The organism is Rahnella ecdela (assembly GCF_019049625.1).
Taxonomy (GTDB): domain Bacteria; phylum Pseudomonadota; class Gammaproteobacteria; order Enterobacterales; family Enterobacteriaceae; genus Rahnella; species Rahnella ecdela.
Map to the genome: position 1 here is coordinate 71,820 of NZ_JAFMOY010000130.1, position 13,723 is coordinate 85,542.

Annotated in this window: 12 protein-coding genes and 1 pseudogene; 7 read left to right on the forward strand and 6 right to left on the reverse strand. The window is 50.4% G+C overall.

Going from position 1 to position 13,723, the window contains the following annotated elements:
- Positions 1–45 precede the first annotated feature (45 nt).
- From J1784_RS17315 to J1784_RS17325, 3 genes are all read right to left on the reverse strand, one after another.
- Entirely contained in the window at positions 46–969 is a 924-nt protein-coding gene (locus J1784_RS17315; protein ID WP_195817691.1) for a dihydrodipicolinate synthase family protein, read from the reverse strand.
- 39 nt (positions 970–1,008) lie between these two features.
- Positions 1,009–2,226 carry a ribokinase gene (rbsK, locus tag J1784_RS17320; RefSeq protein ID WP_217150252.1) on the reverse strand — a complete coding sequence of 406 codons (1,218 nt, stop codon included), beginning with the start codon at positions 2,224–2,226 and terminating at the stop codon, positions 1,009–1,011.
- 537 nt (positions 2,227–2,763) lie between these two features.
- On the reverse strand, positions 2,764–3,552 hold the full coding sequence (locus J1784_RS17325) for a histidine phosphatase family protein (protein WP_119824076.1): 789 nt from the start codon (positions 3,550–3,552) through the stop codon (positions 2,764–2,766).
- Between the two features lie 870 nt (positions 3,553–4,422).
- Here J1784_RS17325 and J1784_RS17330 point away from each other — a divergent pair.
- The 5 genes and pseudogenes from J1784_RS17330 (at position 4,423) to J1784_RS17350 (ending at position 9,340) form a co-directional block, all read left to right on the forward strand.
- Positions 4,423–5,175: a fimbria/pilus periplasmic chaperone gene (locus J1784_RS17330; protein ID WP_119824078.1), complete on the forward strand. Its 753-nt coding sequence runs from the start codon at positions 4,423–4,425 to the stop codon at positions 5,173–5,175.
- Positions 5,176–5,245: 70 nt separating this feature from the next.
- Positions 5,246–7,762: pseudogene (locus J1784_RS17335) on the forward strand (fimbria/pilus outer membrane usher protein).
- The gene (gene afaD / locus J1784_RS17340; protein WP_195817694.1) at positions 7,737–8,183 is read left to right on the forward strand and encodes an AfaD family invasin; all 447 of its coding nucleotides are present in this window, start codon (positions 7,737–7,739) and stop codon (positions 8,181–8,183) included. Before J1784_RS17335 ends, afaD begins: the two are co-directional and overlap by 26 nt.
- Before the next feature lie 47 nt (positions 8,184–8,230).
- Entirely contained in the window at positions 8,231–8,755 is a 525-nt protein-coding gene (locus tag J1784_RS17345; protein ID WP_217150254.1) for a hypothetical protein, read from the forward strand.
- A gap of 66 nt (positions 8,756–8,821) precedes the next feature.
- On the forward strand, positions 8,822–9,340 hold the full coding sequence (locus tag J1784_RS17350; protein ID WP_119824087.1) for a hypothetical protein: 519 nt from the start codon (positions 8,822–8,824) through the stop codon (positions 9,338–9,340).
- 241 nt (positions 9,341–9,581) lie between these two features.
- Here the strand turns inward: J1784_RS17350 and J1784_RS17355 are convergent, their stop codons facing one another.
- A complete protein-coding gene (locus J1784_RS17355) occupies positions 9,582–10,163 on the reverse strand; it encodes a phage repressor protein CI (RefSeq protein WP_195817696.1) in 582 nt (193 codons plus the stop codon).
- 501 nt (positions 10,164–10,664) lie between these two features.
- Between J1784_RS17355 and J1784_RS17360 the strand changes: the two genes are divergently transcribed.
- The gene (locus J1784_RS17360) at positions 10,665–10,907 is read left to right on the forward strand and encodes a hypothetical protein (RefSeq protein ID WP_217150255.1); all 243 of its coding nucleotides are present in this window, start codon (positions 10,665–10,667) and stop codon (positions 10,905–10,907) included.
- A gap of 62 nt (positions 10,908–10,969) precedes the next feature.
- Here J1784_RS17360 and J1784_RS17365 read toward each other — a convergent pair whose 3' ends face one another.
- On the reverse strand, positions 10,970–11,107 hold the full coding sequence (locus J1784_RS17365) for a hypothetical protein (protein ID WP_195817698.1): 138 nt from the start codon (positions 11,105–11,107) through the stop codon (positions 10,970–10,972).
- 116 nt (positions 11,108–11,223) lie between these two features.
- Positions 11,224–11,880, reverse strand: a complete 657-nt coding sequence (fucA, locus tag J1784_RS17370; RefSeq protein WP_195817699.1) for an L-fuculose-phosphate aldolase — start codon at positions 11,878–11,880, stop codon at positions 11,224–11,226.
- A 540-nt stretch (positions 11,881–12,420) separates the two neighbouring features.
- Here fucA and fucP point away from each other — a divergent pair.
- Positions 12,421–13,716: an L-fucose:H+ symporter permease gene (gene fucP, locus J1784_RS17375; protein WP_217150256.1), complete on the forward strand. Its 1,296-nt coding sequence runs from the start codon at positions 12,421–12,423 to the stop codon at positions 13,714–13,716.
- Positions 13,717–13,723: the final 7 nt, after the last annotated feature.

The following is a 13,723-nucleotide window of genomic DNA, read 5'->3' on the forward strand; positions in this document are numbered from 1 at the left end:
GGAAGGCACGTCATGGGGCAGTGTCCGCCACCCCATTTCAGTGAATTACTCTACGATCCTTTTGCCCCAAAGCTCGCTGCCCTGGTGGATTTGCGCCAAAAGCACACTGAGTCCCCAGAATTTTTCCAGGACGTCATCTTTATTCGCTCGGCAGAATTCGCTCTTAAAAGTGCCAAGATGCTGATGATAGATTTTTGCGTTTTTCGGGTATCCCAGCGTTTCAGTGACGGCGCTGAGGGACAGAAACAGCGACAATTCCTGTGCTTTCTCGGGCTGGCCGGCTCCGTGGCGGTAAAGCCAGCAGTAAAGCTCGGGATGAAAATTGGTGAATACACCACTGAACCCTTTTGCCCCGGCTAACATTGCTGGCCACGCAATCGCGGCATTGGCATTGATCACGTTAAGGGGGGAGTTTGCTGCGATCGCGACGCGACGCGATACTGTGGCCAAGTCACAACTGACGTCTTTGAGCACCACAAAACGCCCGCTCTGAGCGCAAACACGGAATTCTTCATCGGTCAGCAAACGACGATAGGGGGCGGGACATTCATATAATCCGAGAGGGAGGTCCGAGGGTAATGTCTCAAGTAGGGTATTGAGGGTGGAATAAAAAACCTCACTGCCTTGGTTTTTTGGATCCAAATGATTCGTCACCAACACCAACGCATCAATGCCCGTTTGCGACATGGCTAAGAGTTCTTCTTTTTGGCACGCCAGATCATCACTAATGTGGCCTGATGCGATCACCGGGATGCGACCTGCAACCTCTTTGACGACAAATTCAGCCACGGCAACGCGCTCATCCAACGTCAGAAATTGCATTTCACTTGACTGGCACACCGCAAACAGCGCATCGACACCTTTCGCCAGATACCAGTTAATTAAGTGGGTCAGTCCGGGATAATCAATCTGATTGTCTGGCGTGAAAGGGGTTAACATCACAGGCACAATGCCTTCTATCGGTTTCATTTATTCTCCTCTCCCCGGCTCTGGCCGCGGTAGTAAATGTTAGATTCTTCGCTGAGCCAGACGCGTCAGGACCTGCTCACGATCGGGCATATTGGATGCGCCTTCGCGTTCAACCGCCAATGAGGCAAAGGCTGAGGCGTATGTCGCGGCTTGAGCGATGCTTTGCCCATCGGCAAGCGCCGCGGCTAACGCACCATTAAACGCATCCCCGGCGCCGGTGGTATCGACGCTGAGCGCCGGGAAAGCCGAAATATGCTGAAACTGGCGTTGGTCATAAAGTAATGCACCCTGGGATCCCATGGTGATGATCACGCATTGGGCACCGAGCTGAACAATGGCCAGCGCAGCGTCTTTCGCGCTGGCCAGGTCTGTGATTTCAATCCCTGAAAGTAACGAGGCTTCGGTTTCGTTGGGGGTAAGGATGTCGATAAAGTTCATACAAGACAGTACGTCGCGGGAAAATGGCGCAGGGTTCATGATCACCCGAACGCCCAACGTTTGCGCAAGCTTGAGGACGTTCAGCGTAGCGGAAATGTTGTTTTCTAGCTGTACCAGCAGCACGTCAGATTGCGCCAGTTCCGGCGTAAGCTCCGCAATCTCCGCGTCGGTAATCGTTTTGTTTGCCCCCGAGTAAATCGCAATCATGTTTTCACCATCTTCCTGGGAGACATAAATGATGGCGCTGCCGGTCGGCTCTTCGTCTGTCTGATACAGTTTGAACGAATGAATGTCTGAGGCTGATAAGTGATCAAAGGCAAACTGACTGAACTGATCCGTGCCGACTTTCGACACAAAGTGGACGATGGCCCCTGCGTGGCTGGCCGCCATCGCCTGATTTGCCCCTTTCCCGCCCGGCCCCAACGTACTTCCTAGGGCCATCAGCGATTCACCTCCCTTTGGAAAACGTGCCACTTTAGCGACGATATCCACATTAAAAGATCCGAGAATACAAACCTTACCTGCCATTTTCTCTCCCTTATATCGAGTCGGACGCTGCGTACGCGGGTTTTTCATCCGTTGCAGAAGCACGTCGAAACTCTCACTCATTTCACTGATTAATGGTGCTTGCATATTGCGGCGCACAATCAGGGCGCCACCATGACATCGCTGCACCAGACCTTGTTGCGCGAGGGCGTTGAGATCTGAGCGGACAGTCTCTTTGGTGACATCGAGGGTGTGTGCCAGCCAGTTGACAGTGATGCTTTCATGTTGATTCAACCAGGCGAGGATCTGCTGTCGTCTTTCTTGTAAAAACATTGAAACCTCCTGAACGGCGAAATAAGAATAAGCGCGCGATGGCTTTTAAGAATGTGACTGAAATCTATTCGCTTCGGTCAAAACAAAAACAAACAAAAAACGACGGACCTCGGGAGACGTCTGTTTCAGGTGATAAGAATGTCCTCGGGATGAACAAATGAAGGGATGGAGGGAGTATGTTGAAGGTTAAGCTACCGTGACCATGGCCTTGAATCTAACAGGGAGAAAATTACCGAACGACTATATCAATCCATTTACAAATGCGACTTCAGACATTTCGCAGGGCGGAACAATAAGGCCAGGAGGCAAGAAATAGTCAACACGATCAGAACTTCCTCTGACCTTAATATGTACGGATACGATATTATATATTTTGTGGCTCGCGATAAACATATAGCTTTTCGCTATACGTTTATCGGATTGGTATTGCTTTCGTCTGATCCCAGATAGAACAATCGAACCTTCTTACTCGAGGTATAGCTTTACTGCCAATGTTCACTGGGTGTGGCCGAAATAACCTGCTTTAAAAGTGAGGCTCTATTGCCTGTCATTTTTAATGACTTTCATTCCATCATTAACAAAATGCATATCACCGATATTCTTGACGTTATACTGACCATCACGATACTCAATTTTTACGACTGCGGCATTCCCCATGCCTTTATTTTTTAAAGGGCTGTCTGTCATGTCTGAAATCATAATACCGATTGACATACCCGATGAAACAGCAAGGATATTTCTGTCATGATGAACCAGCGCATTTGCTACCATGTAATGCAGGGCTCTTTGCATCCGATTTCTTACCTGAAGTGCCGTCTCCGCATCTTGTTTCTCATCGGCCTTATGAATCGCGTCGGCCAGTTGGGTAAGTGGCATTTTCCCTTGTTGGCGAAGCAAGGTCATTTCATCATGGGTATGGAATCCTAACGCCTGACCTGCTGCGCTATTCATTGTTTCATTAGATAATCCTTCAAAGCCGCCAAAAAATACTTCGCGGAGATCCTCTAATTCGGTGGGCATCTGCTTACTGTGGTGCGCCTGCATAATTAACGCCAGTGTTTCACGCTGCCTCCCGAGATCGCTTGAGTAATACTGAGTAAAATCGATGGCTCGGGACCCCACGCCGAATGCGCGTGCCACCTCTGTGCCTTCAGTTGTGAGGGGAGTATCAGACCATCCCTGTACGCGATCATATTGATTAAATATCGTCTGTCCATGTCGCACAAAATAGACATCCACCTCACCTTTCTGATTGTCGTGGATTTGTGCCAAAGCACTGCCTGAAATGAGGAGTAGGGAGGTTAACACTGCGTGTAATTTTCTCATGTCGTCTTACTTCCTTGTGAAAAAATGAAATATAGGCCGGTTTTACATTTAAATAATATGAGGTGGTTCACATAATAGATAATGTTACATTATGAAATGTTCTCACGCGCATAGTTTAATTTTCCTGGCGTTAAGCGTGAAAATTTGGCGCAGCCTTTCGCTCCGTCAGATAATTTTAGAAGGTTTGACCTCAATCACTGCCAGGTTATTTATGATGTCTGGTTATGTAGATATTCTCATTCTATTGCCTCGTCGTTACAGTGATAGAAGACTTGTGTCTAAAAAATGTTATCGCTGAAAAAAAACAACTAATAATAACCTCGGATAGGAATTTTCGCTAACCACGCTTTGAATCCACAGATTATTCTGTATTCCTCTTTCTGTGACTATTACAAATATATCGCCGTTATGAATAACCCGGGGATATAGCACGACGAGTTAAAATTGTGCTGCGTACAGATATCACCCTCGGGTGAGCATCACTCCCGATGAGGGCGTCGCACGCTATTGTTGACCCATTACAAGTCGCATGAAGATAGTTAATTTAAGCATTTGATGTAAATCAAGACGTATCATTTTTCCGCGTTTTTCACCGATAGAGATGGCTACATATGATAGTTAATATCAATTAGATATCTATTATTGATAGCTATTTATGATCATCATATCGTGTGGGAAGCCTCTTTTCTGGACATACCGGTTTCGCGTATTACAGCCCTGAAAAGACAGCCTGACACACTATTTAATGCGTTTGGGGCTTGCGGGGCTTCTCGATATTTAAAATGTGGCGTTTACGCCATCTGAACTTGAGGTGAGATCTGGATAGGTTGGCAAACTCCCTACCGGTCGAGACGAATAAGGACAGAGCAGATGACATGGCGAGTGTTGACCGCAGGAGCGGTCCTGTTAGCGACCTTTGCACAAGCTAGCGAAGTGACGTTAGAGCAGGAGTTACAAACCTTTTCAGTGGAGACCGGCGCAACGCGTGTGATTTATACCCCGGGATCTGCTGGCGCCACTCTGACAGTGATTAACCCCCAGTCTTATCCCATGCTAGTGCAATCAGCGGTATGGCAGGCGGACAAAAAAACCAAGGCACCCTTTATCGTTACACCGCCCTTGTTTCGTCTTGACGGTCACCAACAGAACCGCCTGAAGGTGGTGAGTATTGGAGATCTCAGGCCGTCAGATAAGGAGTCGCTGAACTGGCTGTGTCTTACCGGCATTCCCCCTGAACCCAACGCCGTTTGGGCACAAGATGACAAGGTCATCAAGGCCGCCCCCGCAAAGCAGGCCACGCTGTTAACGCAACTTCGGGTTACCTCCTGTCTAAAATTGCTGGTCCGCCCAGCGTCTTTAAAAGGTGACCCCGTCGATAAGGCGATGTCCCTGACATGGCATCGGTCCGGCACCACGTTGACGGTCAATAACCCAACCCCTTTCTTTATGAACTTAAAATCTGTCCGGCTAGGGACAACATCGATCGGCGCGCCTGGGTATGTGCCGCCGATGGGCCATCTCGGACTAAAGCTCCCCGAACATCCGACCGAGGGCCCGGTGCGTTGGACGCTGGTGACTGATTATGGAGGAGAAAGCCGTGAGTTTTCTGCCGCCTTACAATAATTCACTTTTCCCCCTAAAGGCTCCACAGACTGACACACATTAAGGATAAGCGGTGGGACGCAAATATCACATGTTATCCCTCAGTCTTCTGGCGATAGTGAGTGTTCCTCAGGGGCGAGCAGGATTATATCGGTTCAACCCTTCACTGGTAGACAGTAAGGAGCAGCAAACCGATCTTTCTCTGTTTGAACAGGGTGGGCAACTGCCAGGGACATACACCGTAGATATCTAGCTCAACGGCGATCGGGTGGACAATCGGGATGTCATGTTTACCCAAGTGCTTACACCAGCGGGTCATTCTCAATTGAAGCCCTGCCTGAGCAGGGCGCAACTTTCCGCCTATGGCGTCAAGGTCGAAGGTTTCCCGTCAGGTGAGCGAGAAGGGGGGCACTGCTTCCTTCTCGATGCTATCCCCGGAGCCCGAGCGGAGCTGAACTTCAATACGCAGACATTGCAACTGAGTATTCCTCAGGTTTACCTCCGGCCGGTGCTGTCGGGGATAGCTCCGGAGGCCCTTTGGAACGACGGCGTGCCCGCTTTGCTGCTTAATTACCAGGCCAGCACGACCCGACTAGAGTCCCGGGGAGTGGCCGGAGAGGTAGAAGAAGATCATTACTTACAGCTGTCCCCTGGCGCCAACTTCGGTCCATGGCGGCTGAGAAACACCACAACATGGCAGCGCACCGGCGTCCAGCCGGGACGCTGGCAAACCATCAGCACGTATGCAGAACGGGGACTTAATGGTATTCGCAGCCGCCTGACGTTCGGAGACCGTTACACGGCAGCGGATATCTTTGACAGCGTGCCGTTTCGTGGCGTGATGCTCGCGTCGGATGACAACATGGTGCCCTCGAGCCAGTACATGTATGCCCCGGTGGTCCGTGGAGTGGCCCGGACACAAGCCCGCGTGGAAGTTAAGCAGAACGGTTACACCATCTATAACCGGGTGGTCGCCCCAGGTCCCTTTGCGCTGACCGATCTCAGTCCGACCGGTTCCGGAGGTGACCTGCAAGTGACGGTGTGGGAGACGGACGGGCGACCACAGGTGTTTATTGTGCCGTTTCAAACCCCGGCAATCGCGGTGAAAGCCGGTTACCTGCGCTATGGGCTGATGGCCGGGCAGTACCGGTCGTCCGATCGCAGTGTGAATGACGCCCAGGTGATGCAAGCCACCGTGATGTACGGCCTGCCCTGGGATCTCACGGCTTACGGTGGCGCACAGGCTGCGGAGCACTTTCAGTCTGCCTCTCTGGGAATGGGTGTGGCGTTTGGCGACTGGGGAGCGGTATCGGTCGACGTGACGGAAAGTCAGGGGCAGCGCTGGCAGCAGCAAAATGAACGGGGGCGCTCAGTAAGGATGAGCTATAGCAAGCAATTAGTAACAACCGATACCACGATGACGCTGGCGGACTATCGATACGACCAGGACGGATACAACACCCTGTCGGACGTCCTGGACACCTGGCGGGATGACAATCAGCAGGGCTGGGAATCGAATAATACCCGGCGAAAAAGTCGAACCGGATTGACAGTGAGTCAGGGGCTGGGGCGCTGGGGGTATCTCAATTTTAGCGGGTACAGAGAAAGCTATCGTAAACGTTCAGGATCCGACACCACGGTGAATGCGGGTTATTCCGTACCCATCGGGGATATGACACTTTCCCTGAACTGGTCGCAGAGCCGCTATGTTCACTCATTAAAGGAGGGCAAAACCGACCGCGTCACCAGCCTGTGGTTGAGTGTACCGCTGCGTCGCTGGATGGGCGGTGACACCGCGGTCTCTTACCGCTTGACTCATCCGTCTTCAGGTTCTGATACCCATTCAGTCGATCTCAGCGGGAATGTGCTGGACCGCCAGCTTCACTGGGACGTCAGCCAGCAGTACCGGCCGGATACCACAGGTGATCGGGATAACGGGGCAATCAACCTCGCCTGGAGTGGAGCCTACGGGCAGCTTTCAGGTAACTACAGCTACGGGAGCAGTTACCGCCAGATGGGGGCCGAGCTCGATGGCGGTATGGTTATCCACCGTCACGGGCTGACGCTCAGTCAGCCGCTGGGTGACACGGTCGCCCTTGTTGAAGCACCGGGTGCGGCAGGTGTGGGTGTCGGCGGATTCCCCGGCGTACGAACAGATTTTCGGGGTTACACCACGCAGGCATACCTGATGCCTTATCAGGAAAATACGGTCAGCGTGAACCCCCTGACGCTGCAATTGGGCGTGGATATCACCACCACGGATGTGAAGGTGGTGCCCACTGCCGGGGCCGTCATACCCGCCCGCTTTGCTACGCGACGCGGAGCGCGGGCATTGATTACCCTGAAACAGACGGATGGACGCCCGATACCCTTTGGCGCACTGGCTTCCCTTCAGGGAGAGGCTGGCGGAAGCGGCGTGGTGGGTAACGCAGGAGAGGCCTATCTGACGGGCTTATCGGGGCAGGGGGAACTCAACGTGAGATGGACGGGACACGCCTGCCACGCGCCACTCCGTTTGCCGGCGCAGGTCGGTCCAGGCGGGGTCTATCGTATGACGGCGGTCTGCAGAGAAGGAACAGGCAATGAAACGGTTTCGTACCACCAGTAGAGTCACGTTGCTCGCCTGTGCCCTGATGTGGGCGTCCGTGGTGCAGGCAACGGCCCCGCAACTGTATATACGGGTGACAGAGAATATGCGGGCAGGGCGATTGAAGGATGGCATGTTGCTCGCGCAAGTACGTATCACTTATCTCGATAATCACTGCGGTTTCCAAGTCTGGAGTGAGGTACCCAGGGTGAATGGGCAGCCGGACCGCTATGCGCTTACGGGGAAGAATGCGTTGAATCAGATACTGCATGTCCGCCTGAAGGGGCAGGACTGGAAGACAGACACGCAAGGTGGGGAGGGGTTGATGCTTAACAGCAGTGAAACCTCAGCAACCCTCCAGGTGCTGGCTGATGGTAACCAGGTTGTGCAGCCGCAGAAATGGCCCCTGTTATTACAAGGTGTGGCAACAGGGTGCCGTTAACAGATGGCCATGAGGTCATCAACACGTCAACAGACGAGGATTGCATCATGAGAAGAATGAAAACTTACGGCGCCAGTACTCTGCTGGCGACCACACTTCTGGCGACGGGGACGTGTGGCATCGCGCGGGCGGCAGGTCCGGTTAGTGACATTGTCACGTCATCAGCCGAGGCTGTTTTCCAAAAAACAGGCGCGGCAACGTTAACGATCACGCCCCGCACAGACTTGATGGCGGGAACCTATTCAGCCGATACGGTCCTTGCCACTGTTAAAATCGAGCCCCCGGCGCCGACCGACAAGATAGTTTATCGCTGGTCACCGGGAGTCGGGGTCAAACCTGCGGGTTATACAAGCCGGGACGATTACCGGGAATACAGTGGTAAAAACAAGTCAGAAAATAAGCTGGTTGTCTCCTTCAAAGAGTCCCCGAACTCATTCAATGAGACAGATTGGTTTAAAGCGAGCGCCCCCGGTACGGTGACAGAGTCGATCAAAACGCCCTTTGGTAAAAAGGAATCCATCGCCCCCGATGTCTACACCCTTTCCCTGGATGCAGCCGTATGGGCTGACTGAATCACCCTCTGTCACACAATGACATGTTAATCATCCCGTACAGAATCGGGTATTTGCGAGGTAGTTATGAACAAACTCAACACTCTTAAAATTTCTGCTGCTCTGTTACTGATGGGTATGGGCAGCACGATGGCGTATGCCGGTGGCATTACCTCAGACATTACGACTCAAACTGCTGATCTGACGTTTGCCTCTACAGGAAAAGCGACAATTTCACTTGAAGCCCAACAAGATTTGATAGCAGGTGCATTTAAAGCTGGTCAGGAAATCGCCAGCGGGGAAGCGACGGCGACTGCCGGTACCGTCGCCTATCGTTGGACACCCACTTCAGGCGATATCTCACAGGCCAACGGTGTCAGTAAGATCATTAAAATCAAGGGTACTGAGAACAAGAACAACAGCATCACATTAGCGCTGGTACCCTCCACCAGTGTGGGGACGCTAACTGATGGCGGAAATGGCTGGATAGTCCCGGCAACGCTAAATACTTCAAAAGTGGAACTGAGCGTGCAAAATAATCAGGCTGCGGTGATCTCACCTGATACCTACACATTGTCTGTAGATGCGGCGGTTTGGGGGTACTAATATCCTGCTTAATCACTATCTCACGGCTTGATTCTCTATGAGATTCGAGCCGTTCTGATTTCGTATTACGCACAACTGCGACCTGAGGGGATGTCGTATATCTTTAATGAGTAAGGCGCAGAACAATCGTCTTAACATTGAGTACTGTATCTTGAAGGCAACGTCAAACAGGTCTGTAAGCCGTTGCAATCACCAATAGAAACGGCTCTATATATTTAGCTAATATTTCAGAAAGACGTGGTCATTTACAAGTCATCACAACGCGTCCATACACTATTATGTCATCTAAGTTGCAATCAAATGCTATACCCACACCACTGACGCGAACTCTTTTGACCGGCACGCGTGTCAATGTTCTGATGCTTATCTTCCCTTCAATGTCTACCAACCAATCACTGTCATAAATTTCGAGGAATTTTTGCTCGACGATGAATTGCGTTGAACCATCAATTACACAGATCGGATCTTCGGGCATATGGGTGCCAGGAAGAAACAAAACTTTATCAAACAGTACATAGCCTGAGTCATACATCTGTCCATCAATTAGCTTTTTGCGAGGCAACCGTATGACGTCCAATTCGCTGTCTTCAAATTTCTTCCCTTGGCCTGTAGCCACCCATTCCAGATTTGCCCCCGTTTCTGCAACGCATCGCACTACGATATCCGCAGGAAATCCTCCGCGCTTATAACGTCCAGCCAAGCTACTAGAAGCTATACCGAGATGCGCTGCCAATAATATTTTGGAACTGAAGCCATATGCTTCTAAAACCCGATCCAGTACCGGTGCGCTCTCGCCATCAAAGTTGAAGGAAAATTTTGACATGATTTCATGACGACCATCCCGCTTTTAGCTACATAATCCTTGATTTGTAGCTTTATGCGAGTTAATCTAGCTCCGTATTGTAGTTATTAGAGATTAATGATGGATATTGCAGTATCCAATCAATAAAGGAGTTTGCCTTATGAGTCCGACTATTACAATTGCCATCCCCGAACCTTCGGAGCCTCTTGTTGAGTTATGGCATGGAACAGGAGTCTAGCGCGATGAGATCAAACTGATAATTTTCAGGCTAAACCAAGAAATCTTCAGGATTAGGGATTAACCAAAATGGTAAGAGGTCCTTACTAAACAGGCTTGAAATGAATGCAGCGTGGTGTCCCTGATATCGTTACTCGCCTACCTCAGTGTATACGACACTGTTTGAGCTCCAGGCTATACATCCAAATTCTGAATATGCTCATCTCCACTTCCCAGTGGGCTCAAAATTTAAATGAGACATTGTGCAGTGGTTCACTGTATTTGGACTAGAAGGGGTTTACCGATATGAATCTTTCCCATTCTGTATTTAGACAAGATATTTTAAAAAATGTGTTTCAGGAAAAACCTTCTCCACGAGAACTCGTGGACCGTTCACGTGTACTAGCGAATGTTATGCTCGATCGCCCTGATGAAGCTGGCCCGAATTTTGTTATGCTGATCATTCTTGCTGACCAGCTTCAAATGCTACATGACGTGTTCGAAGCAGAAGAAGTTCGGCAACTTAGCACTGAAAATGTACTTGAATGATCACTAAAGCGAAGGATAACCCGCGGCATCTTTGAAGATTTTACGGGTTATCAACAATCGTATTAGTGATGGGTCTGGGGGAGTTCAGTTTCGCTGGGGCCGGTCATGCGCATCACCATGGCGCTATCTAGCCCGCTCGTTAACATCTTGCGGGCAACTTTCAATATCGCGTAACATTCGCCTTCTTCAATACCTTCCAAGCGTGCTTCCTCTCGTCTTTTCAGCATCCCGCGCTGTTCACCCTCAAGCCGTTAGTGTGCAGAGATTGTCATACCGGTCTCCTCATCTTCGGGTACATATGATGCAAACGTACCGATCAAGGCTGCGCCGGGCCACACTGTAATCCGTAAGTCTTGAATTTCTCCAGCACGACGGCCATTTCCTCATCATCCAGCACCGGTACCGGATCAGTGATCGCCAGCGTACAAAGATAAAGTTGTGCCAGTACTTCCACTTCATGTGCCAGCCACAAGGCTTTTTCCAGATTTTCGCCACAGGCTATCAGGCCATGATGCTGCAGGAGTGTCGCTTTACGGTGCTTGAGGGCTACTGCAACATGCTCCGATAACTCAGATGTCCCAAACGTTGCATAGGGTGCACAGGGGATCGAGTTACCGCCTGCCGCCGCGACCATGTAGTGAATGGCCGGAATAGGGCGGTTAAGAATTGAAACCGCTGCACAGTGTATGGCGTGATTATGCACGACGGCGTGAGTATCCGAACGGGTATGGTAAGCAGCTAAATGAAAGCGCCACTCGCTGGACGGCAATTGCGTCTTGTCGTGATTTCCTTCTGCATCCACATACACAATATGTGACTCGGTCAGCTTTTCATAAGGGATGCCGGAGGGCGTGATCAACATCCCCTCCTGATAACGCACACTGACATTTCCCGCCGTGCCCTGGTTTAACCCTAAAATTGTCATCTCAAGGCAGGTATTAATAATCTGCCGAGCCAGCGTGTTTCGTTCCATTATATTGCCCCTTTCATGAATGCAAACACGATGAAAATATCCTCGTATTATACGGCGTTAACTTAATAGCCTCCTATTTTTCTACTTTAGAGCATGATGTGAATCGAAATGGGGATGACTTGTGACGAACCTCAATGAATTACGCAGTAAATAGCGTGTGTTTGAAATTTAAAAACCCCAAATATTGCCCGTATTAACGGTTTATTCTCAAAGCGGTCATGACTTTGCCATTTTGTTAACAAATGCCCGTTTCTATTTCTATGTACTTATTCGGTCATTCCCGCACGTGGTTTATTTAAACCTTAATTAAACAGGTAATCTGTTTAATTAAATAAAGGTGATTACAGTCACAAAAACTCCCCTCTCAGAAGTTAAGTGTGACAACGGTCAAAATAAGGGGCGTGCTCATTGGAGAAGGTCCTCATGAGCGCATTGCCCTTGAGCCATGGCGCATACCTTGAAAATGCCGGCACCAGTCAACCGAGGCTTGGGGACTGTGTTTTAACGCCGTTAACACACACCTGAATAGAGGAGGATGCTATGGGAAACATAACACTACCAACGCAGAGTTATTGCGCAGTGGCCGGAAGGGAAGCAAAAAAATATGCCATTCCTTTCGCATTACTCTGTTCCCTCTTTTTTCTCTGGGCAGTAGCAAATAATCTCAATGATATTTTACTCCCCCAGTTCCAACAGGCTTTTACGCTGAATAATTTCCAGGCCGGCCTGATCCAGTCCTCATTCTATTTCGGCTATTTTGTGATCCCGATCCCTGCTGGGATTTTGATGAAAAAACTCAGCTATAAGGCCGGCATTCTTACCGGGCTGATATTGTATGCCGTTGGCGCCGCTTTATTTTGGCCGGCGGCGCAAATGATGAGTTATGCGCTGTTCCTGATTGGCTTGTTTATTATCGCGGCGGGTTTAGGTTGCCTGGAAACAGCAGCGAATCCTTTTGTCACGGTATTAGGCCCTGAAGAAAGTGGCCACTTTCGTATTAACCTGGCGCAAACCTTTAACTCCTTCGGCGCGATTATCGCCGTGGTATTTGGACAAAACCTCATTTTGTCGCACGTACCTCATCAGTCTCAGGAAATGCTGGACACACTGACGTCTCAGCAACTCAGTGCCTATAAACACAGCCTCGTGTTATCCGTACAATTCCCGTATCTCATCATCGTACTGATTGTGTTAGTGGTCGCACTGCTGGTCACGCTCACACAGTTCCCTTCGCTTAAAAGTGACGATCACACTGACACCGTCCAAAGCACCTTTTTGGCTTCCTTTAGACGCTTGGTTCGCCATCGTCACTGGCGCTGGGCCGTGCTGGCCCAATTTTGCTATGTGGGCGCGCAAACGGCGTGCTGGAGTTATTTAATCCGTTATGCGCTGGAGGAAATCCCTGGCATGACGCCTGCCTTCGCGGCGAATTACCTGACGGTTTTCATCGGTCGTTTCAGCGGGACGTGGCTTATTCGCCGTTTCACCCCCTATAAAGTGCTCGGCGGCTATGCGCTGGTGGCCATGGTGCTATGTCTCATCTCAGCCTTTTGTGGCGGACATGTCGGCCTGCTGGCGCTCACATTGTGCAGTGCCTTTATGTCGATTCAGTACCCGACCATTTTCTCGCTGGGTATTCGTGATCTGGGACCGGATACCAAATACGGTTCGTCTTTCATCGTGATGGCCATCATCGGCGGCGGCATTGTGACACCCATTATGGGCTTCGTCAGCGATGCGGCGGGCAACATCCCCATGGCAGAACTGGTCCCTGCGATCTGTTTTGCCGTCATCTATATCTTCGCGCGTTTCCGTTCTGATACCGCATCGGACTGAATCTTTT